The following is a 21,878-nucleotide window of genomic DNA, read 5'->3' as shown; positions in this document are numbered from 1 at the left end:
GTTATAAACGCTAAAGATTACATTTTTTTCATTGAATCTTTTTTCACTGTTGTAATTACTTTAGTAGTGTCTTTTTTTGCTGAGTCAACTTTTACTGTAGTGTCTTTTTTAGTTGAATCAACTTTTACAGAATCTGTCGTAGTTGTAGATTTACCTTTACAAGATGCAAACGAAGCAACAGTTAAAGCTACTAAGGCAATTTTGAATGAATTTTTCATTTTGTTGTGTTGTTGGGTTTAAATAATGTGAATAATTACCTTTTATACGCTGAGCATATAAAATTTGTGACCAATATAACCAATAAAAAAACAAAATATAAATAACTGTAGATTTTTGTGGCCAAATAAAAAAGGGCAGGCCAAATATAATTGCCTGCCCTTTAGTGCTTTAATAAGCGCTAATATACCTTACGGTCTTTTCTTAATCTCGGTAGTATTAGTTTTAACTTCTGTTTTTTTAGTAGTTATAGTGGTATCCTTTTTCAACGAGTCGGGTACAGAGGTAGTGTCTTTTTTAGTAGAGTCGGTAACTGAAGTAATACTGGACGAATCTGTTTTTACAGAATCAACAGCAGCAGAGCCTTTCCCTTTACAGGCGGCAAATGATGTGGCTATAGCCAACGCCAATAAACCGGTTTTGAATGAGTTTTTCATGATTGTTTTATTAAAGTGCATCAGTAAATAGAAGAGTTAATAATTCTATAATAATTTATAACCCATCTACATTAAACATGCCAATATTTTTATTGTGTATTATTTAAGTATTTGCAAATGAAAGTGTTATTGATTTTATAGGGTTAAATACCACTAAAAAGGATATATTTAGGAGGAAAATATTAAAACGCCAACCGTAATATTTATTTAATTTAGATTTTTATTGCCGGCAATGGGTTACAATTTTGTATTAATAGTATTAAGTATAGTTATTAAGTAGTGAATAAACATTTAAAAGATTCAACACCGACAGATAGCGAGGTTATCCTCGGAATACTTAATAACTCGGAAAGCGCCTTAAAACGATTGTATACGGCGTATTTCCCGATGGTATTGCAGCTGATTATTAACAACAATGGTAATGAGGATGATGCCAAGGACATATACCAGGAGGCTATAATTGTTCTTTATAATAAGGTTAAAGCCGGTGATTTTGAATTAAGCAGTAAGCTTAAAACTTACCTCTATTCAATTTGCCGCAGGCTTTGGTTAAAAAGATTAACCCAGATCAACAGATATGGTGGCGATATCCGGGATTTCCAGGAGTTTTTGCCGATAGAAGAAGAGGATGTTGATCAACATAGTGACAGGGATATACAGTTTAACAAAATGGAAAGTGCACTCCGGTTGTTAGGCGAACCCTGCAAAACCATTATGGAAGATTTTTACATACACAACAGATCAATGCAGGATATCTGCGAACGTTTTGGTTATACAAATGCAGACAATGCCAAAACGCAAAAATATAAATGCCTGCAAAGGCTGAAGAAATTGTTTTTTCAGCAGAAATAAGTAGAGGAGTAAGAAAATGAGTGATAACCAGCTTTTAGAAGTAATTGAACGATACCTTAACGGCGAAATGAAAGCCGATGAGCGTAAGAAATTTGAAGTGCTTCGTAAGGAAAATGCAGAGGTGGATGGAAAAGTTGTTGAACATAAGCTTTTTACCAACCTGTTAAAGCAATATGGTGAGCGTGTTGAATTGGAGACCCGTCTAAACGCAATCCATGATGAGATTGATGTACATACGCTAAAAGAAAACCTAATGGTGCATCCGGTATGGATAGTACAATTATGGCGCAACCATCATTCAAAAATATCTGTAGCGGCATCGGTAGCCATATTTGGTGTTTTAGTATCGTTATGGTCTACAGGTAAATTAAATACAGGCGATAACACCAATATTGTCGAATTGAAAAACAAGGTAGACAGGCTGGATAAATCGAATACAAATTTAAGCCGGTCTATAAACGCTATCAAATCAGAAAAAGGAAAATCTACCGTAGTTGATAAATACAGTGCTACCGCTACCGGTTTTGCTATTACTGCTGATGGCCTGATAGCTACCAATTATCATGTTGTAGATGGTGCCAACGCGGTATCTGTACAAAATGCTGATGGCGAAAGCTACAAGGCAGAAGTATTATATACCGAGCCGCAGCATGATATTGCTATTTTAAAGATCATTGATAAATCATTTACAGGATTAAAAACAGTGCCATATACCTTTAAAAGAGCAGAAAGCAACATAGCCGAGCAGATATCTACTTATGGTTATCCTGATGGTTTCCCTGCTTATAGCCCTGGTTCATTATCATCATTGGTAGGCCAAAATGGTGATAGTGTTCATTATAAAGTTACCATACCTATTAACCCCGGTAACAGTGGCGGCCCGTTATGGGACAGCAAAGGAAATGTAATTGGCATAACTGATGCCAAACAATCGCAAATTGAAGGCGAACATTTTGCTATCAAGATAAGATACCTGCTAAATGCTATAAAAAATATCCCTGCTGACTCGCTTGATAACAAAGTACTGCTAAACAAAAAGAATACTTTAGCAGGTTTAAGCGAAGCCCAAAAAACAGAAAAGACCAAGAACTTTGTATTTATGGTTAAAGTTTATAACTAATAAATACTCCATTTACCTATGGACTGGAAGAGGCGCTTTATGGCGCCTTTCTTGTATAAACACGATTTTTAAGATTTAAGGATTAATCACGATTGATATTTAATTTTAATCGTGAATTAATCGTAAATCAATCACGATAATCTCAAAATCATTAAATCGTGTCTACCTATCCACTTCCCCCAAAACAAAATCAATACTACCTACAATAGCTATCAAATCAGCTATCATAACGCCTTTGGCAATTTCTGGCAGTACAGACAAGTTGTTGAAGCTAGGGGCACGCACTTTGGCGCGGAATGGTATTTCAGATCGTGTATCAGTATGCATAAAGTAAAAGCCAAGTTCGCCTTTGGCGCCTTCGCATCTTACATAATAGTCCTGCGGTTTAGGGGTTAGCTTACGCGGAAGTTTGGCACGCGGGTCAAAATCAACCGTGCGTTTTAATTCGTTCTGTAAACGATCAAGGCATTGCTCCATGATCTTTACAGATTGCTCTATCTCGTCAATACGTACTTTATAACGGTCCCAGCAGTCGCCTACGGTACCCATCAGTCCGGTACCTACAGGGATCTCAAAATCTAGTTCAGGATATACCGAATAGCCATCTATACGGCGCAGATCCCACTTTAAACCAGATCCACGCAGCATAGGGCCCGAGCAGCCGTAGTTAATAGCTACATCGCGTGGTAATACGCCAACGTTAGCCGTACGACTGATGAATATCTGGTTATCGGTTAATAGCTGATTTAACTCAACCATTTTAGGTTTAAAATAGTTAATAAACTCGCGGCACCGCTCTTCAAAACCAACAGGCAGATCATAAAATAAACCACCCACCCAAATATAATTATATAACATGCGCGAACCTGATGCCCACTCCAACATGCCCATAATATGTTCGCGATCTTTAAAGCACCATAAAAAAGGGGTGAAAGCACCAATATCAATACCATAAGTACCAACGGCTATCAGGTGTGATGCGATGCGATTCATTTCGCAAACCAGCACACGTATGTATTCGACACGTTTGGGGATGTCTTTATCAATACCCAACATGCGCTCAACGCCCATAACCCAGGCGTGGCTGTTATTCATAGATGCCAGGTAATCCAACCTGTCGGTAAATGGAATAGTTTGCTGATAGGTTAAATTTTCGGCGTGCTTTTCAAAACAGCGATGCAGGTACCCCATGTGCGGGATAACCTCTTTAACGATCTCGCCATCGGTTATCAGCTCCAACCGCAAAACCCCATGAGTAGACGGATGCTGCGGCCCCATGTTAAGCACCATATCCTCAACAGATGCTGCGGCTATTTTGTTGTTATATGCTTGTAGTGCGTCAGTCACTTTAATTTCGGATTTCGGATGTTCGATTTCGGATTTATTTATTTTTTTGAATTTTTTATTCTTTGATTTTCCTTAGCAGTTTTACCTATCGCAGTAAATATAGCGGTAAGTTCATTTGCTTCTTTTCTTAATGGAGCTATAACAATAGGTGAAACTAATTCAGCTTCTTCCATCAAGTCAAACCAATAAATTGACTCATCGGCTTCTTCCTCACAAATTACAATTTTGTTTATAAAATCAGCGGTCGATTTTCCTTTACAGGCGGCACGGTAGTTTGCACCTACTGAAGTTGAACTCCTTAATACTTGATTAGTTAAAACATTCAGTGAACGACTATTTGGTAGAGTTTCAATAAATTTAATTACATCAACAGCAAATTTCTGAGCTCGGCGTTTTAATTCTGTTTTATCCATAGATGTAATTTCAAATATATAAATTGAAATATAGGATATTCAAATAAATCCGAAATCGAACATCCGAAATCCGATATCAGAAATCTATTTTAATTCCTTTATAATATTCAGCTGTTTTATAGTCTTTTCGGAGAGGGTAGCCCTCCCAATCATCCGGTAATAAAATTCGACGTAGGTCCGGATGGCCTTCAAAAAATATCCCTACCAGGTCATAAGCTTCACGCTCATGCCAGTCGGCAGTACGGTAAACGGATGTTATACTTTTAAAAACAGGCTCGCCATTTGCCCGGTCATGTTCTTTACTGATCTTTAATGTCAGTTGTAATTTGTAAGGTATTGAAGCCAGGTGATAAACCACACCGAAACTATTAGCTTCGACACCATAATCAACCCCGGTAAGGCATGATAAAAAATCAAAATAGGTTTTTGAATTATTGCGCAGTTCAAGGCATACATCAACTATGCGGTCTGGATCTATCAGCAGGGCAGGCTGTAAACCGCCTGTTTCCTCACCGACAATTATATCAGCGCCAAATTTCTCAACCAGCAATAATTTAATATCCTCAAAACTCATGGGGCAACGCGTACTTTTTTCCAGTTTTTGTTATCAATCTTTTTGTACACAATACGGTCGTGTAAGCGGCTAGGGCGCCCTTGCCAAAATTCTATGAGGCGGGGTTTTAAAATATAGCCACCCCAAAAAGATGGTTTGGGTACGTCCTTGTCTGCATACTCTTCTTCCAATTGGCTTATCTTAGTTTCTAAAATATCGCGGCTGGCAATTTCCTGGCTTTGTGGGGATGCCACCGCACTGATCTGACTTCCTTTAGGGCGCGACTGAAAATATTTTTCGGATTGCTCTTTACTCAACTTCTCAATATTGCCTTCAATACGTACTTGTCTTTCCAATTCGCCCCAGTAAAAAGTAATGGCACCTAATGGATTTTTGGTTATTTCTTTCCCTTTACGGCTTAGATAGTTGGTATAAAAAGCAAAGCCATTTATATCAAATCCTTTTAGCAAAACTATACGGGCAGACGGGCGACCGTCTGTAGTGGCGGTGGCCAGCGTCATGGCATTCGGCTCATGTATTTGGGCTTCAAGCGCTTCATTAAACCAAATATCAAATTGTTTTATTGGATTTACATTTATGCTGGTTTCTGATAGTGTAGCAGCACTGTAATCATTTCTTAAACTCTGTAATTCTTCCTGATTCATTTACTGCAAACTTACAAATTAATTATACCGTAAATAGTTAATATTGTATTTCAATTATACATGGCCGAACATATTTTACGTTTGCTTGTTAATTTAGTCTATATTATAAATTACTAACATGTTAAATTCTATCACAGCCGCGGCAGGCCGCTTGTTAATTTCGGAGCCATTTATGATGGACCCAAACTTTAAAAGATCGGTAATTTTACTCACAGAATATGCCGAAAGCGGTGCTATGGGTTTTATACTAAACCACCAAAGCGATTATTTGCTGGGTGATGTTTTGCCCGATACCTCATACTCCGAAATACCTGTTTACACCGGCGGACCGGTGGCTGCCAACACCCTGCATTTTATACATTGTGCTCCTGATAAAATTGACGGCGGCATTGAAATTTGTGATGGCATATACTGGGGCGGCGATTTTGAAAACATAAAACAATTGATATCGGACTATCAATTAAATGAAACAGAGGTCAAGTTTTTTATGGGTTATTCCGGCTGGACACCAACCCAACTGGATGATGAACTGAAAGAAAATAGCTGGATAATTGCAGAGAAGTGTAGCGCCGGAACCATTTTTAACGTTTCAGAACAAAACATGTGGAAAGAGGTGGTGATTAGCTTAGGCAATCGCTACGCCCATATTGCTAACTTTCCAGAAAACCCGCAATTAAACTAAACAAGCGGACAATGAGAGGTTAGAAATTGTTTTTTATTTGTTAACCTTAAAAACCTCTGATTATGTTTAAGAAGTTACTTGTTTTATTAATAATTGCATCTACCCTTGGATGTCACAAAAAAACGCAGGAAGAAAATTCTGCGTGTAACCCTAATGGTGTTTGCACAACCATTTATGCTATAGTTACAATTAAGTTTACCGATAAAAATGGTAATGCTATGGCGGTACAAAATTATAGCGTTACCAACCAGCGTACGCATTTAAAAATAGTTAATTCCGGTTCGGCGGCAATAGACCTGATTTATGGGTCTTATATAGTAGCTGACGATAGCGCCAAATCACAACTATCTACCGATGGTGACGATGTATTAATATCAGCAACTAACCCAACTACGGGGCAAACTAAAACCGTGACGTTGAAGATCTCAGGCGGATGTAATTGTCATGTCAATAAAATATCGGGGGTTGACGTTGTGGCGTTTGATTAATTGCCGTTTTTCATTTCCTCTGCCGATTCTTCAACCTTTTTCTTTAAAGTTTCTTTGTAAGCGATCAGGTTTTTAACTATTGCCTCATCCGCGGTCGAAATAATTTGAGCTGCTAATATGCCCGCGTTTTTTGCGGCGTTTAAAGCTACAGTAGCTACCGGGATACCATTAGGCATTTGCAGAATAGACAGGATAGAGTCCCAACCATCAATAGAGTTGCTTGACTTTACGGGTACGCCAATAACCGGCAAATGCGTTAATGATGCTACCATGCCCGGCAAATGCGCCGCGCCGCCTGCACCGGCAATAATAACTTTAATGCCACGGCCAGCAGCCTCACGGGCGTAAGTAAACATACGATCGGGTGTGCGGTGCGCTGATACTACGGTAATTTCGTAAGCGACACCTAATTCTGTTAATACATCGGCAGCGTCCTGCATAATCGGAAGATCCGATTTGCTGCCCATGATGATTCCTATTTTGGGTTGGCTCATATTTGTCGATAGACCATAGTCCATGGTCAATAGTTTTTTTAATTTTATGAACCATGCATCTATGGACTATCGACCATTGACCATGGACTAACTTAACTTACTACTTTTAATGTTTTCTGCACATAACGCGCCGTCTCAATCGCTTTTTCCCTGTCCGCATCCACAATAGTAACATGCCCCATTTTGCGAAACGGTTTAGTTAGCGCTTTGCCATATAAATGTACATATACGCCGGGGCATTTTAATATTTTTTCTATTCCCTGGTAAACCGCGGGGCCTTCAAAACCTGGTTCGCCCAATATGTTTATCATTACGGCGTTGTTCAGGCTTGATGTATCGCCCAAAGGTTGGTCAAATATCGCGCGCAAATGCTGCTCAAATTGTGATACCACATTACCCTCAATACTTTGGTGGCCGCTGTTGTGCGGGCGTGGTGCCAACTCATTAACCAATATCTGCCCGTCCTTAGTTAAAAACATTTCGACAGCCAATAGGCCAACTATTTTAAGATCCTCGGCAATTTTTTTGGCAATGCGTTCGGCTTCTTGCTGTATCACGAAAGATAAGGTAGACGGCGATATCAGGAACTCCACCAAATTAACATCGGGATTAAATTCCATCTCAACCAACGGAAAGGTACTAACCTCGCCGCTTTCATTACGGGCTACTATTACGCCTATCTCTTTTTCAAAATCTATTAAACGTTCTACGATGCTTGGCTCGGTGAAGGCATTGGCCAGATAGCTTTTGTCAATCACTTTATAAACACCACGGCCATCATAGCCATCGCGCCTTAATTTTTGTATGTATGGGTAGGGGATATCGATTTGCTTCAGATCATCTACAGAGGATATCACCTTAAATTCGGCAGTGGGGATATTATTCTCTTTAAAAAATTGCTTTTGCAGGCCCTTATCCTGTATCAGGCGGATTATTCGAGGTTGAGGGTAAACTAATACACCTTCTTTCTCCAGTTGCTCCAGCGCGTCTACATTTACCTTTTCTATCTCGATGGTAAGCAGATCAACCTTTTTGCCGAATTTATAAACGGTTTCATAATCGCCTAACGAGCCAACTACAAATTCATCGCATAATTTACGGCAGGGGGCTTCGCGGTCAGGGTCAAGTACTTTAACAGTTACGTTATAGTTTATGGCTTGTTGTATTAACATGCGGCCCAGTTGTCCGCCGCCTAAAATACCCAGTTTAAGATCTCCGTAAAATGCTTTCATTATTATAGTGCAAGTTTACCGTTAATCTTTCAAAAAGCATAAATGAATTTGGGATTAGGTGGGTATGGCGGTTAAGTTTCGTACCTACGGCACGAGATATGAGATATGTTATTATATGCTACCGACTTTTTGCCCCTACGGGGCAAGGATACTCTAAACAAATATTGCCCCGTAGGGGCAAAAGGTCGGTAGAAAAAAGGAATTAAGATATTTTGCCCCTACGGGGCAAGGATGCTCTAAACAAATATTGCCCCGTAGGGGCAAAAGGTCGGTAGAAAAAAAGGAATTAAGATATTTTGCCCCGTAGGGGCAACACTTAACCGACAGTTATTCTAATGGCTTGAAAATATATCGTTCATCAAATTCAATTTCAAAATGTTCAAGGAACTGCTGATACTCCTTCAGGAATGTTTTTTTGCGATGATGCTCTTCCTGGTTTTCAATATATTCTGCAACTGTCTTTATCTGCGATCGCGAATACGAAAAAGCACCGTAACCTTCTTGCCAACTAAACTTTGATTTAATGAAACCTTGCTTATTCAACCATTCAGACGACTCACCCTTTACCAATCTCATTAAATCAGACAGCGATTGGTCGGGTCTAAATCCAAAAAACAAATGCAAATGATCGGGCATACTATTTATTGCTATCATTTTATGCCCGTTGTTTTGTACTATCCCGGTAATGTATTGATTCAATCTTTCTTTCCATTCGGTACCAATAAGCGATTGCCGAAATTTAACAGCCATAATACATTGAATATGTATTTGAGTATAAGTATTAGCCATTAATTTTTAGATTTTCTTCAACAACTTCCTGCTCGCAACCAACACTACCGGCAATCCAAAACATATCATCAGCACTACCGCGTTAATAATAATGCCGCTTGGCTTGCTTGGGAATTTGCCGATCTTACTCATCGGCACCACAATTAAATTCATAATGACCCAGGCGGTGCTGCCGTACAGAACTGCCAAAACATATTTATTCTTTACTGCTGATATACAGGTTGGATAGGCCAGGTAAAATATCGTGGTAAATAAGTAAGCCAAACAATAGTGAAACAATACACCAAAAACAATCATTTCCGGTCCGCCGGTAAATGCGGCTTTGCCGAATAAAGCACTAGCTATATACCTGAAAATGGTTTCGGCGCCTAGTTTCCAATTAAGCAGGATGGCAGATGTGCCGTCCATTGTGCCGGTTAAAAATCCTAACAAAAGTATGGTTGGTAAAGCATTGCTTTTAAAGTTGTTAGTTGAGGCCATAGATCAAATATAAAAATATTTTGATCTGTTTATCCTTTAACTAAACTTTCGCCTTCTATCTTTTTTTGGAGTTCTAAAATAGCGCCGATCAATGCTTCGGGGCGCGGAGGACAGCCCTGCACATATATATCAACCGGGATAACCCGATCAACACCTTTTACTACGTGATAGCCGTGCTGCCAATATGGCCCGCCGCAGTTAGAGCACGAACCCATGGATATAACATATTTAGGCTCGGGCATTTGCTCATACAGGCGTTTAATACGTTCGGCCATTTTAAAGGTGACGGTACCTGCAATAATTATAACATCGGCTTGACGGGCCGATGGCCTTGGAAATACACCCAGCCTGTCCATATCGTAAGTTGACGCGTACGACCCCATCATTTCTATCGCGCAGCAAGCTATACCGAACCCCATGGGCCATAATGATGATAGCCTTGACCAATTTAACAGGTCATTTAATTTGGTGACTACTACGCCGCCGCTTTCGCTGTTTATATCGTTACTCATCGGCTGGTTTTTTAAAGGTAGGCTTAAACATGGGTTTGCGTATTGGTGCCGGTTCTGTAGCTGCAGTAACTGGTGCAACAGTAGTTTGTATCGGTTCTAAAGCAAAAGCACTTACCTTAAAAACGCTTTGCTCCATATTTAATTGTTCATATAATGATGCCGGAATGCTGGTATTGGTAGTAGGTATTACCGGTTTTGGCTTTATCCAGTCCAGATCGCCTTTAACCCAAACGTATATTAGTCCCAATATCAATATTCCCAGGAACACAAACATTTCGGCTAGCGAGAACCAGCCCCAGCGTGCATCGGCAGCGATAATTTCATGGCTGCCAAATACGGTTGCCCACGGAAAGATGAACACCATCTCCACATCAAACAACAAAAATATAAGTGCGATAACATAAAAGCGAGAGTTAAAAGGCAGCCACGCATTGCCGGTTGGTTCCTCGCCGCACTCGTATGAGGTTAGCTTTTCGGGAGTGGGGTTATTAGGCGCGATAAGTCGGTTTAAAAAAAATATCAGCCCTACCAGGATAATTCCTGTAATTAAAAAGATAAGTATCTTTCCAAATTCTGATATTTGCGAAACTTCAACCATGTCGGCAAATTTAATAAAACAAACAGATTTTGATGCTATAATTATTGGCGGTGGCGCGTGTGGATTAATGTGTGCCGTTCAAGCCGGGTTTTTAGGCAAGCGCACGCTGATACTAGAGAAGAACGATAAAGTAGGAGCCAAGATATTGATCAGCGGCGGCGGCAGATGTAATTACACTAATCTGTATTCTTCACCGAAGCAATTTATATCTCAGAATGAACATTTTAGTAAATCGGCCTTTGCGCAATGGACGGTTGATGATACCGTTAGTTTTTTTGAAACTTATGGTATTGAAGGTAAAGAAAAAACGCTCGGGCAGCTTTTCCCGGTAAGCGATAAGGCAAAAGATATTGTAAAAGTTTTTACTGACTTATGCAATGACCTGGGCCAGGAGATCCGTTGTGATGCTGATGTGAAAAGCATTGAGCAAACCACCGATGGCTTTGAGGTTATATATGAAAAGCACGGACGGGAAATAAAATTACAAACCCCTAAAGTAGTTATCGCCGCAGGCGGACTACCCATACAAAAAATGGGTGCTACTGATTTTGGCCTGCGCACCGCACGTAAATTTGGACTAAATATTATTGATACAGCGCCCGCATTGGTGCCGTTAACTATTACGGGTAAAGATCAGCAATGGTATGAGCAATTATCAGGTAATAGTATTTTCTGCAGAGTGTGGAATGATAGGGCTAGCTTTGAAGAAAATATACTGTTTACCCATTGGGGATTAAGCGGCCCGGCAATATTACAGATCTCATCCTACTGGAAAGCCGGTGAGTTTATTTACATTGACGTGTTACCCAATGAAAACATTACCGAACTGATACAAGAGGAGCGGGAAATGAATGGCAAGAAAACATTACTAAACTATCTATCCACGATATACACCCGCAAATTTGCTGAGGCATTGAGCGGCTATTTACCGATAGAAAAGAACCTGGCGACTTTAAGCAATGTCGATTTAGAAAACATTGATAATCTTATCCATTATTTTAAAGTTAAGCCTGCCGGCGATAAGGGATATGATAAAGCCGAGGTTATGCGCGGAGGGGTATCAACAGATGAGTTATCCTCCAAATCATTAGAAGCTAAAAAAGTACCGGGCCTATATTTTGGCGGCGAATGTGTTGATGTTACCGGCTGGTTGGGTGGCTATAATTTTCAATGGGCCTGGGCAAGCGGGTTTGTAATAGCGCAAAATTTATAAGAAAGATTTGACAACTTTTTAAAAGTTGTCAAATCTAAAACTACCAATAAGTCAAAATTTAAAAATAATTGTAATATTGCTGCTATGACCAACAAACGGGTTCTTTATTTAAGCGGGTACCAATGGCTTTGGGTATTATACATTGCTGTCGCGGCTTACACCTGCCTGTTTAAATACACCCGTAATATTGATAATAATTACAAAATATTTCGTGCCTCATACTATCACGCCAAGGCCGAAAAGAACCTCTATGAAGCGTATCCGCAAGAGTATGGGGACATGTATTTTTACGGCCCTGTATTCCCGGTAATTGTAGCGCCATCTGCCTTGTTGCCGCATGGCTGGGGTTTTTTATTGTGGGAGATTGCCAATGCAGTGGCGATATTACTAGCCATACATTTCCTGCCATTTACCGTCCGGCAAAAAAACCAATTGTTACTGCTCTGTGCTATTGAATATGCCAACTCGGTGTTTTATATGCAGTTTAATCCGGCTATAACAGCCATGATACTGTTGAGCTTTATACTGGTTGAGCGGGGTAAAGATCAATGGGCTACACTGTTTATTGTGCTGGGATTTTTAATAAAGTTATATCCAATCATCGGCCTTACGTTCTTTTTATTTTCGAGGAATAAAGGCCGGTTTATATTATGGTCGGCAATATGGCTGGTAGTGTTTTTGGCTTTGCCGATGGTATTAAGCAGCCCGGCGTTTGTGCTTAATTCCTATCCGCAATGGCTTGCCGCCGTGCATGGTAAAGTAGGGCTTAACGCTTATTTTGATTCGCCGCAGGATATTTGTGTGATGGGGGTGGTAAGGCGCGTAACCGGAAATATCAACGTGCCTAATCTGCCTTTTATAATTGCCGGGGCGATATTGTTCCTTTTACCTTTATTGAGGTTTAGCCAGTATAAATCATTCATGTATCGCGCGCAGGTACTGGCATCTGCGTTAATATTTATTGTGATATTTAGCACTGGTGCAGAGCATCCAACTTATATAATTGCCGTAACAGGTGTATTTATCTGGATGTTGATACAGGATAAACCATATACAACAACCAACATTATCTTCCTGGTTTTGGTGCTGGTAATAACCGGATTAGGGCTAACCGATGCCGTACCAAAATTTATACGCCAACCGTACATAGCCCGTTACTCCATGAAAGCCTGGCCGGTTATCATCATCTGGGGAAAGATTGTTTACGAACTATTGTTTAAAAACTTTGTAGCCGCCAATTCAAAAATCGACCAGCAATATAATCGTTTAGTGAATAAAGATTGGTTGGTGAAGATTAGTTGATTAGAGTTAGTTAGCCCGCTATCCAACTAATCTTTATGTACCTGATGAAAATAGTCTAATAGCTTAGCCATATTGCCGGGCCCAAACTTTTTGGTTTGTATTTTTTCAACTACATCGGGTTCATCGCCCATAATTTCGCTCATTACGTCAATAAAGTTTTCGTTGGTAATTAGCTTCATTTCGGCAGTGTTGGCGCCATAAAAATATAGGGTCTTGGCACTTCCTCGCCTGCCACCACCGCCAATTGGGATAGATATGCCGCCGCCTAATCCTCCACCAAAGCCACTGCCACCATAACCGCCTGCGCCTATCCCCGTACCTACACTTATGCCGGGGCTAAACCCCGAACCGCCGTCGCCTGTACTGCCTTTAACCTCAAATAACCGTATCGGTCCGTCAACTGCAACCTTTACAAAGTCAAGGTCGTAGTTAGACCAGCCTTCTCTTGGTGCAGCTGCAACTATAAAACTGTCACGCCCCGCTACGAATGACCGCAAATCGCTGGCGCTTAGCTTCATTGATTGGGCTTTAGCGTCTTCTTTATATTCAATAAAACCTTCACCTTTTATGGGGCCTTTTCCGCGTGGGTTTACGCTTATAAGTCCGGTATTTTTCGTTCCTTTAACGTCATAAAAATAGCCGGGTTGCCAGGTTTGTGATTTTGCTGTCGAAACTAACAGCATTAAGCATAAAATTGTTAAAATTGGGCGCATATATAGATCAAAATACAAATAACGCATTTTTTAAATATTTAATATGATGACTGTTGATTTACGCAGCGATACCGTAACTAAACCCACCGCCGGAATGCTGGAGGCCATGTTCAACGCCAAAGTAGGCGATGATGTTTTTGGCGAGGACGAAACGATAAATGAGTTAGAACAAAAAGCCGCGGCGATCTTCGGGATGGAGGCAGGGATCTACTGCCCATCAGGTACTATGACTAACCAGATAGCTATTAAGTGTTTTACCCAACCAATGGACGAATTAATTGCCGACCAAACCGCGCACGTTTACCGTTACGAGGGTGGAGGCATAGCGTTTAATTCGGGGGTATCAGCGCGTTTGTTAAATGGATACAGGGGAATACTTACGCCCGAAATGATTGAACCGGAGATCAACGCTGAAAACATCCATTACCCGCATACCAGCTTGGTGGTACTAGAAAATACTGTAAACAAAGGCGGCGGAAGCTGCTATACACTTGATCAAATTAAACCGATAGCCGCGCTTTGTAAAGAGAAGGGCTTGAAACTCCACTTAGATGGCGCACGCATATTTAACGCATTGACTTATACGGGCGATAAAGCGGTTGATTATGGTAAATACTTCGATGGTATATCGGTTTGTTTATCTAAAGGATTAGGCGCGCCTGTCGGTTCGGTTTTACTGGCTGATAAGGATACTATTAAATATGCCCGCCGTATTCGCAAGGTTTTTGGGGGTGGTATGCGCCAGGCGGGCTTTTTAGCAGCCGCAGGTATTTACGCTTTAGATCATCATGTGGAGCGGTTAAAGATAGACCATGCTCACTCGCAGATCTTAGCCGAGGCGCTCGGCAGATCATCAGCGGTAACTAATGTATTACCTGCCGAAACCAATATTGTTTTATTTGATACCGTTGAACCGGCTGATGCAGTATTAGCAAAACTAGCCGAGCAAGGCATTCAGGCTATGTCTACCGATAAACACCGTATCCGTTTTGTATTGCATTTGGATGTGCATCCGGAACAGGTGGAATATGTTGTTAAAGTGGTGAGTGGTGGGTTTTGAGTAATGAGTTAAAGACTCACCACTCAAAACCTATAACTCATTACTTAACTACCCTATCACCCATCTGTCTTTCAACCATCCAGCCGGGATATTCTTTGGACAAAGCACTTACTTCGTCAAGCCTTTTTAGTTCATCGGTTGACAATGCGATCTCGATAGATTTTAAATTATCGTTTAACTGATCAATAGTTTTAGCGCCTATGATGGTGCTGGTTACGCCTTTTTGCAAACGCACCCAGGCTAGTGCAACCTGCGCTACCGATACGTTATGCGCTTTGCTGATATCGGCTAATACATCAATAATATCATAAGCCCTTTCTTTATTTATCGGCGGGAAATCAAACTTTTCTCTGCGCGAGTCGCCCGGTGTTTCGTTTGTGCGGGTGTACTTGCCTGATAAGAAACCACCTGCTAACGGGCTCCACGGCATAATAGCCAAGTTTTGATCGGCAGCCAGGGGTACAACTTCGCGCTCAATATCACGGCCTGATAATGAGTAAAAATATTGCAATCCTACAAATTTGTTCCACCCATATTTATCAGCAATGCCTTGCGCTTTCATAACCATCCAGGCGGGCCAGTTACAAATGGCTATGTAGCGTACCTTACCGGTTAATACAATATCATTTAACGCACGTACGGTTTCCTCTATCGGGGTATACAGATCAACGCCATGGACATATAAAATATCCATGTGGTCCATCTGCAGGCGTTTCAAACTGGCATCAACCGATTGAAAAATATTGAAACGGCTTAACCCTACATTATTAGCATCGGCACTCATGCGGCCGCGTACTTTGGTGGCTATTATTAGTTCGTTACGGTTTAGTCCAAGATCAATTAATGATTGTCCAAGCAGTTCTTCAGATTTTCCATATGAGTAAACGTTGGCCGTATCAATAAAATTGATGCCCGTGTCTACAACGGTTTTCATCATTTCATTAACTTCCTGTTGCTGTACTTTGCCTATGTTACTCCAAATGCCGGTATCGCTACCACCAAAGGTCATGGTGCCGAAACAAATTTCGGACACATAAACGCCGGTATTACCTAAAAGATTGTATTTCATAAGTTGGTAGTTGTTAGATAAAGTATAAAGTTGGTTATTGTGTTTTAATAAAATGGTCAGCGGTTGGTCAAAAAGCCTCAACGCGACCCTTCTACAAAGAGTAATAGCATAAAAAGACATAGCTCATTTATAAAGCATGGGGCCTGTGCGATTCCCTCCCAACGGGAGGGTGTAGGGAGGGGTTTGTACGCCATAAAAGCGTAAAACCCTTCCTGCCAACGCTCGGCCAGCCGCACCCCTCCCGTGGGGAGGGAACATATTCTGCAAAAACAAAGCACTGTCTAATGATGGGCTATTACTCTCAAAAGGAGAGGGATTTAGGGTGGGCTTTACAAACTTATTTTATTTACAATCGTTGCTATACCAATGAACAGACTGGTAAAAAAACTCGAAAAAATAGGCCGCGACCCTAAAACAACAGCGAAGGCGGTGGGCTTGCGTTATGCAGCAGATTCAACCCCGGGCTATACCCGCAAAAAAGTTGGAACAGGGTGGAGCTATGTTGATGCCGATGGGAAAGCGGTTAAGAACAAAGAGTTGATCAATCGGTTTAACAAGCTGGTTATCCCGCCCGCTTATACCAATGTCTGGATATCACCTTATGATAATGGGCACCTGCAATTTACGGGTACCGATGCCGCAGGCCGTAAACAATATCGTTATCATGCCGACTGGAACAAGATCCGTAACCAATCAAAATATTATCGACTACAAACTTTTGCAAGCCATTTACCGGGTATACGCGAGCAGGTGGATAAAGATCTGTTGCGCCGAAAGCTGGATCATGAAAAAGTTGTGGCTTTGGTTGTGCGTTTAATGGAGTTAACCAGCATTAGGGTAGGGAACGAATCTTATAAAAAACTATACGGATCATTCGGTTTAACCACTTTGCAGGACAGACATGTTAAGATAGAGGGGACAAGTTTAAAGTTTGAGTTTAAGGGTAAGAAGGGAGTGTTTCACAAAGTTGCATTGCAAAGCCGTAAACTGGCTAAACTGGTAAAGCAATGCCGTGATATACCGGGGAAGGAATTGTTCCAGTTTTATAATGAGGAGGGTAAACGCTGTCCTATAGGGTCGGGTGATATTAATACTTATTTGAAAGATATTACCGGCGAAGATTTTACCGCCAAAGATTTCAGGACATGGGCAGGCAGCGTGGGCGCTTTATATGCTTTTAAAGAAGCAGGCGAATTTGACACCATAACCGAATGTAAAAAGAAGATAGTAAGTGTGTTAGACGAAGTTGCCATTAACCTGGGTAATACACGTACAGTTTGTAAAAAATATTACGTGCATCCTGCCGTAATTAAAAGTTATGAAGAGGGCCGCTTGTTTAATTATATTAAAGAATTGGATGAGGACAAAGAAGTTAAAGCAACTGAATTAAATGTTGCCGAAAAAGCATTGTTGGAAATATTGGATAAAGAGAAATTGGCGGAAGCGAGTTGAAGTTTACATACTTGACAGATTTACGAAGTTTCTAAAACTTCGTAAATCTCATTATAATTAACTATGGTAACGATATACAAGTTGGGACAAAGGAGTTAAAGTCATGTTTAAAATGCTATATTAATTCGAACCTAAAAAGAGCATTGTCGTGAATATCCATATCCTTAAAAGTTTTAGCATTTGTAGGATAAATAGTTGAAAAGGTAAATTTTTTTGTTCCGAAAAATAAGTTATCAAATGCTTCCATACTAATCCTTTCTATTTTAAGCGACAGAATTGGGTTTTCAATATCCGGAATAAATACATCTAAATAAAAACTCCAACCCGAACCAAATTTTTCAAGTATGATTTTTTGCGGACTTTCATTATTTACGGAAATATTATCTCCCTTGACATGGAGTAAAAAGTAGGGAGTATCTATGCATTTCCATTTCCCTTGTAAATTTAACAGAATTTCATCACCACTCATGAAATTTGCGTCACGCTTAGTTTTTAGATTCATGATTCTGTATAAGTACTCATAGTTTAAGTGAATATAAATAAAAAGCCTCACTTAGAGGTTTCGTTTTTCTTTATCTTCTTTAGGCTTAATGAAAAACACTTTCATAGCCTCGTCAAACGTGCCATTAATAGCTAAGTCGCTTTTCTCGTACTTTTTAGGACGTGGCTTCGCCTCTGTAATTTTCTTTAGTCTGGTAATATTTTCGTTCCAGGTTTAACATCAAAAAGTTAGTGCCATCAAAAACAGATTTTTCACGGGCACTAATTAACTCAAACTGTAATTTCCCTGCGGCACTTTTACCCTGATAAGTTTGCACAACTTCATTGTTATCGCCCCATGGCGCCTCATTTTTAGTTACAGAGATATAACTTATGCTTTTAAATGAATTCACTTTAACTACAAATTTGTTTAACAACTCTGTTTGCGCTTTTGCGTTTACTGCTGATAAGTAAATAATTGCAACTAACAGTAATGTTGGTTTGTTCATGGCGGTTATTAGGTTTTTGGTTGGGATAAATATAGCACAACTTGGGCTTTGCAGATTACAGCATCAATATATATCTTTTGGGTTGATGTTCAAACTTCGGATAGTCTATTACTACTTTGTTTTTACCGGCTACTTCACCAACTTATACTCACCCCAAAAGTCGGTAGCCGATTTTACAATTAACTATTAATTTTTCTTGGTGGTAATAAATACTACTCCGTTTTTGGCTTTATCGCCATATTGCTTTACCATTTCTGGTCCGTCTTTAACATTTACGGTTTTTATTTCGGCAGGGGGTATTTTTTTCCAGGCTTTATCATCAGCATCCATTGTTTTACCGTCAATTACGGTAAGTAAATTAGCCTGCTCGTTAATGTTTAGGTCGTTGGTTTTAAATATATATTTTTCGCCGTTACCGCCCATTAATGCCGCATGGGTGATTTTAATATCTCCCGAAGTGAGTGGGCCATGAAGAAATTTTACTCTTATACGTTTAATAGTATCGGTTTTACTTCCACGGATGTAGGCGTTGGTCGAGTCGTTCAACTTTCTTATCATTACAAATTCCATGTGCTTTGCAGTTCCGCTATCTGGCGCGCTTAAATCACCATGCGAATTTCCTTTAAGTATCGATATTATCTTTTTCGAGTTCGCACTGCCGCCATAACTGTCAACTACCTGTATGGTTTCCAGATCAGCAGGCTGCAGTTTTTTAAAGTCGGCATGGGTGACTTTTTCGCCATTAATAAAATAAGTTAATGAGTCTTCGCCAGGAAGCCTGAAAGCATTAAACGTAAAGTTTTTGCGGACAAGTGTATCTTTATGAAACTCCATCACCATTTCTTTTACAGCATTAGCAGAGATAGCTTTTTTTGCAAGTTTTTCAGGAACGCTGGTGCTCTTAGGTTTTGTAATATCTACCAGATGATGTACCGAAGCCGTTATAATTTTATAAGCATGTTGGCTTTTTTTAACAAAGCCGGCTTTTGTTACGCTAAAGGTAAACAGGCATATTAATACAACAGGCACTAACAGTGCATAGCGCGTAAGATTTACGTTTGATGATCTTTTAGCGTTCATCATTTTAATGCGCTTTTTAAGTGTCGAGAAATTAAAATGATTGGTAATGCCTGATGGTGTTGTGGCTGCAACGCTTACATTTAATAAGCTGTATTGATAGATTTTACTATCAATGCCTTTTTGTAATATTTTACGATCGGTAATAAACTCAACATTCTCCCGCACCGCTTTTTTCATCAACCAAACACCGGGATTAAACCAATAGAATATCACACTTATTTCGGCCAATAAAATATCCAGCGTATGCCATTCTTTAACGTGTACCTGCTCATGTTGTAAAACGCTTTTCAGGTCGTTGGGGTCTAAGTTTTTCGGGTTAATATAAATACTTTGCCAGAAGGAAAACGGGCTGATATCAGCATCGGTCAACCTAACATCATGATCTTGTATAGTTGCCGGTTTTGAATTTTTATAGAGTTTGTATAATGAGAATAGCTGTATTAATAATCGCGCGGCAAATACGATTGCACCTATCCAAAATAATAGGGTGGCCCAATACCAATAGCCGGGTTGTTGTATAAATTGCTCGGCAGGGCCCCTCCAGTTTATTACAACCCTATGTACCGGTATAACTAACTGCTGATGCCGTTGTAAAAAATTATTAAGGTTGATAAACGGATAAACTGACGAAAAAATTATAGCAAGTCCCAGGTAAAACCTGTTTAATGTATAAAAGGTAAGATTGCGCAAAACCAGATAATAGCCTAAACAAAAAATTATCAACGCTATGTTTACTTTAAGCAGGAAGACAAATAATGCAGGCATGGCTTTTTATGATTTAGGGTTCTCAATCATTTTAATGATCTCTTTTAACTCGCTGGCGCTTATCTTTTTATCCTTCGCGAAAAAGGTAACCAGGTCTTTATAAGAGTTTTCAAAGTAATCGCTCACAAAACCATTCATAAAGCGCTTTTTATATTCTTCCTCTTTAATAGCCGCTTTATAACGGAACGAATTAGCAACCTTTTCGCTAGTTACAAACTCTTTACGCTCCAGATTTTTTATGGTTGATGCTAACGTGGTGTACGGTGGTTTTGGCTCAACTATTACTTCTAAAAAATCTTTTATAAAACCCTCGCCGCATTGCCATACCGCTTGCATTGCTTCTTCTTCTTGTACTGATAATTTTTCCATTTTGTTACGGTCGTATCGTAAATCTACGACTTGTTCGTAATTATACAAATTTATTTTTGTAACATCTTTGGTATGTCCCTAACTTTAACATACTTTAACAACATGGCAATAACTACTACTGTAATAACCGGTGCCACATCGGGCATTGGCGAGGCAACAGCTTTTGAATTGGCAAAAAAGGGCCACGCGCTATATTTATTAGTGCGCAATGTGCCAAAAGGCGAGGAGCTTAAAAAGCGGATCATTATTGAAACCGGCAATAAGAACATCAATATTATCAACTGCGATCTATCTGATCTGGCTAGTGTTGCCGCTGCCGCCAATCAATTAAAAGAGAAGCTATTTAATATCAACATACTTATAAACAACGCAGGCGGCATGTTTAATGATTTTATATTAAGTAAGGACGGTTTCGAAATGACCTTCGCTTTAAATCATTTGGGGCATTTTTTATTAACCACCAGCTTGATGCCTTTGCTGGAGAAGGGCCACGCACGCATAATTAACGTAAGCTCTGACATGCATAAAATGGGTAAGCCTGATTTTGACAGTCTGCAAAACCCCGAAAAATATTCGGCCATGAAAGCTTATGGCAATAGTAAATTATTCAATATCTATTTTACTAAATCAATAGCAGAAAAATATGGCGATAAAGGTGTTACCGCATACGCCCTGCATCCCGGTATTGTGAAGACCAATTTTAACTCCAAACTGAAAGGGTTTTTAAAGGTGTTTTTCTCGTTAGCAACACCATTTATGATCGCGCCCGAAAAAGGTGCCGAAACATCAATTTACCTGGCTACCGCGCCAAAGCTGGAAACAAAAAATGGCTTGTATTTTTATAAAAGGAAAGTAACCAAAACAGCCCCTGTTGCCAACTATGTAAATGCACGTAACCAGTTATGGGAATTGAGTGAAGAACTAACCAAGAAATTTATAGTGTAATAATCATAATACAGTAAAATAATTGTTGGAACATTCAAAAGAA

27 protein-coding genes are annotated in these 21,878 nt (G+C 39.9%); 9 read left to right on the top strand and 18 right to left on the bottom strand.

The window, feature by feature from the left end; all coding sequences use genetic code 11:
• Positions 1 to 17: 17 nt before the first annotated feature.
• The gene (locus JWQ34_RS15220) at positions 18 to 218 is read right to left on the bottom strand and encodes a hypothetical protein (protein ID WP_299358560.1); all 201 of its coding nucleotides are present in this window, start codon (positions 216 to 218) and stop codon (positions 18 to 20) included.
• A 189-nt stretch (positions 219 to 407) separates the two neighbouring features.
• Entirely contained in the window at positions 408 to 653 is a 246-nt protein-coding gene (locus JWQ34_RS15215) for a hypothetical protein (protein ID WP_299358558.1), read from the bottom strand.
• 279 nt (positions 654 to 932) lie between these two features.
• Between JWQ34_RS15215 and JWQ34_RS15210 the strand changes: the two genes are divergently transcribed.
• Together JWQ34_RS15210 and JWQ34_RS15205 are read left to right on the top strand one after the other, a co-directional pair.
• Complete coding sequence (locus tag JWQ34_RS15210; RefSeq protein ID WP_299358555.1) at positions 933 to 1,505, top strand: sigma-70 family RNA polymerase sigma factor; 573 nt, start codon at positions 933 to 935, stop codon at positions 1,503 to 1,505.
• Between the two features lie 16 nt (positions 1,506 to 1,521).
• Positions 1,522 to 2,625: a serine protease gene (locus JWQ34_RS15205; RefSeq protein ID WP_299358553.1), complete on the top strand. Its 1,104-nt coding sequence runs from the start codon at positions 1,522 to 1,524 to the stop codon at positions 2,623 to 2,625.
• Positions 2,626 to 2,787: 162 nt separating this feature from the next.
• Here JWQ34_RS15205 and JWQ34_RS15200 read toward each other — a convergent pair whose 3' ends face one another.
• The 4 genes from JWQ34_RS15200 to pdxH all read right to left on the bottom strand — a co-directional run bounded on the left by JWQ34_RS15200 (position 2,788) and on the right by pdxH (position 5,603).
• Positions 2,788 to 3,915: an NADH-quinone oxidoreductase subunit D gene (locus tag JWQ34_RS15200; RefSeq protein WP_299358841.1), complete on the bottom strand. Its 1,128-nt coding sequence runs from the start codon at positions 3,913 to 3,915 to the stop codon at positions 2,788 to 2,790.
• Positions 3,916 to 4,010: 95 nt separating this feature from the next.
• A complete protein-coding gene (locus JWQ34_RS15195; protein ID WP_299358551.1) occupies positions 4,011 to 4,385 on the bottom strand; it encodes a four helix bundle protein in 375 nt (124 codons plus the stop codon).
• A gap of 76 nt (positions 4,386 to 4,461) precedes the next feature.
• Positions 4,462 to 4,959 (bottom strand): NADH-quinone oxidoreductase subunit C, encoded by a 498-nt coding sequence (locus JWQ34_RS15190; RefSeq protein ID WP_299358549.1) that lies wholly within the window; start codon positions 4,957 to 4,959, stop codon positions 4,462 to 4,464.
• Positions 4,956 to 5,603, bottom strand: a complete 648-nt coding sequence (gene pdxH, locus JWQ34_RS15185) for a pyridoxamine 5'-phosphate oxidase (protein ID WP_299358524.1) — start codon at positions 5,601 to 5,603, stop codon at positions 4,956 to 4,958. Before pdxH ends, JWQ34_RS15190 begins: the two co-directional genes overlap by 4 nt.
• 118 nt (positions 5,604 to 5,721) lie before the next feature.
• On the opposite strand from pdxH, the gene JWQ34_RS15180 reads away from it, so the two are divergent.
• Together JWQ34_RS15180 and JWQ34_RS15175 are read left to right on the top strand one after the other, a co-directional pair.
• Positions 5,722 to 6,285: a YqgE/AlgH family protein gene (locus tag JWQ34_RS15180; RefSeq protein WP_299358522.1), complete on the top strand. Its 564-nt coding sequence runs from the start codon at positions 5,722 to 5,724 to the stop codon at positions 6,283 to 6,285.
• Positions 6,286 to 6,347: 62 nt separating this feature from the next.
• On the top strand, positions 6,348 to 6,773 hold the full coding sequence (locus JWQ34_RS15175; protein ID WP_299358520.1) for a hypothetical protein: 426 nt from the start codon (positions 6,348 to 6,350) through the stop codon (positions 6,771 to 6,773).
• Here the strand turns inward: JWQ34_RS15175 and purE are convergent.
• The 6 genes from purE to JWQ34_RS15145 all read right to left on the bottom strand — a co-directional run bounded on the left by purE (position 6,770) and on the right by JWQ34_RS15145 (position 10,878).
• Complete coding sequence (purE, locus tag JWQ34_RS15170) at positions 6,770 to 7,267, bottom strand: 5-(carboxyamino)imidazole ribonucleotide mutase (protein WP_299358838.1); 498 nt, start codon at positions 7,265 to 7,267, stop codon at positions 6,770 to 6,772. The genes JWQ34_RS15175 and purE overlap by 4 nt on opposite strands.
• Before the next feature lie 92 nt (positions 7,268 to 7,359).
• Entirely contained in the window at positions 7,360 to 8,499 is a 1,140-nt protein-coding gene (locus JWQ34_RS15165) for a 5-(carboxyamino)imidazole ribonucleotide synthase (protein WP_299358517.1), read from the bottom strand.
• Positions 8,500 to 8,826: 327 nt separating this feature from the next.
• The gene (tnpA, locus tag JWQ34_RS15160; protein WP_299358515.1) at positions 8,827 to 9,288 is read right to left on the bottom strand and encodes an IS200/IS605 family transposase; all 462 of its coding nucleotides are present in this window, start codon (positions 9,286 to 9,288) and stop codon (positions 8,827 to 8,829) included.
• Positions 9,289 to 9,294: 6 nt separating this feature from the next.
• Positions 9,295 to 9,768, bottom strand: coding sequence for a hypothetical protein (locus JWQ34_RS15155; RefSeq protein ID WP_299358514.1), 474 nt, complete (start codon positions 9,766 to 9,768; stop codon positions 9,295 to 9,297).
• 29 nt (positions 9,769 to 9,797) lie between these two features.
• On the bottom strand, positions 9,798 to 10,280 hold the full coding sequence (locus JWQ34_RS15150; protein WP_299358512.1) for an NADH-quinone oxidoreductase subunit B: 483 nt from the start codon (positions 10,278 to 10,280) through the stop codon (positions 9,798 to 9,800).
• Positions 10,273 to 10,878, bottom strand: coding sequence for an NADH-quinone oxidoreductase subunit A (locus JWQ34_RS15145; RefSeq protein WP_299358510.1), 606 nt, complete (start codon positions 10,876 to 10,878; stop codon positions 10,273 to 10,275). The genes JWQ34_RS15150 and JWQ34_RS15145 overlap by 8 nt, the downstream gene beginning before the upstream one ends.
• Between JWQ34_RS15145 and JWQ34_RS15140 the strand changes: the two genes are divergently transcribed.
• A complete protein-coding gene (locus JWQ34_RS15140) occupies positions 10,877 to 12,091 on the top strand; it encodes an NAD(P)/FAD-dependent oxidoreductase (protein WP_299358508.1) in 1,215 nt (404 codons plus the stop codon). The genes JWQ34_RS15145 and JWQ34_RS15140 overlap by 2 nt on opposite strands.
• Before the next feature lie 84 nt (positions 12,092 to 12,175).
• Positions 12,176 to 13,393, top strand: coding sequence for a glycosyltransferase family 87 protein (locus JWQ34_RS15135; protein ID WP_299358506.1), 1,218 nt, complete (start codon positions 12,176 to 12,178; stop codon positions 13,391 to 13,393).
• A gap of 26 nt (positions 13,394 to 13,419) precedes the next feature.
• Here the strand turns inward: JWQ34_RS15135 and JWQ34_RS15130 are convergent, their stop codons facing one another.
• Positions 13,420 to 14,076, bottom strand: a complete 657-nt coding sequence (locus tag JWQ34_RS15130; protein WP_299358504.1) for a hypothetical protein — start codon at positions 14,074 to 14,076, stop codon at positions 13,420 to 13,422.
• Positions 14,077 to 14,149: 73 nt separating this feature from the next.
• Between JWQ34_RS15130 and JWQ34_RS15125 the strand changes: the two genes are divergently transcribed.
• On the top strand, positions 14,150 to 15,166 hold the full coding sequence (locus tag JWQ34_RS15125) for a low specificity L-threonine aldolase (protein ID WP_367278627.1): 1,017 nt from the start codon (positions 14,150 to 14,152) through the stop codon (positions 15,164 to 15,166).
• A 40-nt stretch (positions 15,167 to 15,206) separates the two neighbouring features.
• Here JWQ34_RS15125 and JWQ34_RS15120 read toward each other — a convergent pair whose 3' ends face one another.
• Positions 15,207 to 16,235, bottom strand: a complete 1,029-nt coding sequence (locus JWQ34_RS15120; protein WP_299358502.1) for an aldo/keto reductase — start codon at positions 16,233 to 16,235, stop codon at positions 15,207 to 15,209.
• Positions 16,236 to 16,601: 366 nt separating this feature from the next.
• Between JWQ34_RS15120 and JWQ34_RS15115 the strand changes: the two genes are divergently transcribed.
• Positions 16,602 to 17,687 carry a DNA topoisomerase IB gene (locus tag JWQ34_RS15115; protein ID WP_299358500.1) on the top strand — a complete coding sequence of 362 codons (1,086 nt, stop codon included), beginning with the start codon at positions 16,602 to 16,604 and terminating at the stop codon, positions 17,685 to 17,687.
• 115 nt (positions 17,688 to 17,802) lie between these two features.
• Here the strand turns inward: JWQ34_RS15115 and JWQ34_RS15110 are convergent, their stop codons facing one another.
• The 4 genes from JWQ34_RS15110 to JWQ34_RS15095 form a co-directional block, all read right to left on the bottom strand.
• On the bottom strand, positions 17,803 to 18,189 hold the full coding sequence (locus JWQ34_RS15110; RefSeq protein WP_299358498.1) for a hypothetical protein: 387 nt from the start codon (positions 18,187 to 18,189) through the stop codon (positions 17,803 to 17,805).
• A 154-nt stretch (positions 18,190 to 18,343) separates the two neighbouring features.
• Positions 18,344 to 18,676: a hypothetical protein gene (locus JWQ34_RS15105; protein ID WP_299358496.1), complete on the bottom strand. Its 333-nt coding sequence runs from the start codon at positions 18,674 to 18,676 to the stop codon at positions 18,344 to 18,346.
• Positions 18,677 to 18,862: 186 nt separating this feature from the next.
• Complete coding sequence (locus JWQ34_RS15100; protein WP_299358494.1) at positions 18,863 to 20,521, bottom strand: M56 family metallopeptidase; 1,659 nt, start codon at positions 20,519 to 20,521, stop codon at positions 18,863 to 18,865.
• A gap of 6 nt (positions 20,522 to 20,527) precedes the next feature.
• Positions 20,528 to 20,890 (bottom strand): BlaI/MecI/CopY family transcriptional regulator, encoded by a 363-nt coding sequence (locus JWQ34_RS15095; RefSeq protein ID WP_299358492.1) that lies wholly within the window; start codon positions 20,888 to 20,890, stop codon positions 20,528 to 20,530.
• Positions 20,891 to 20,992: 102 nt separating this feature from the next.
• Here JWQ34_RS15095 and JWQ34_RS15090 point away from each other — a divergent pair, with 102 nt between their 5' ends.
• Complete coding sequence (locus JWQ34_RS15090) at positions 20,993 to 21,835, top strand: SDR family oxidoreductase (RefSeq protein WP_299358490.1); 843 nt, start codon at positions 20,993 to 20,995, stop codon at positions 21,833 to 21,835.
• The last annotated feature ends 43 nt before the right edge of the window (positions 21,836 to 21,878 follow it).

It is taken from the genome of Mucilaginibacter sp. (genome assembly GCF_028288185.1).
GTDB lineage: Bacteria > Bacteroidota > Bacteroidia > Sphingobacteriales > Sphingobacteriaceae > Mucilaginibacter.
The sequence above is the reverse complement of the archived record's forward strand: the minus strand, read 5'-3'. Positions and strand labels throughout refer to the sequence as shown.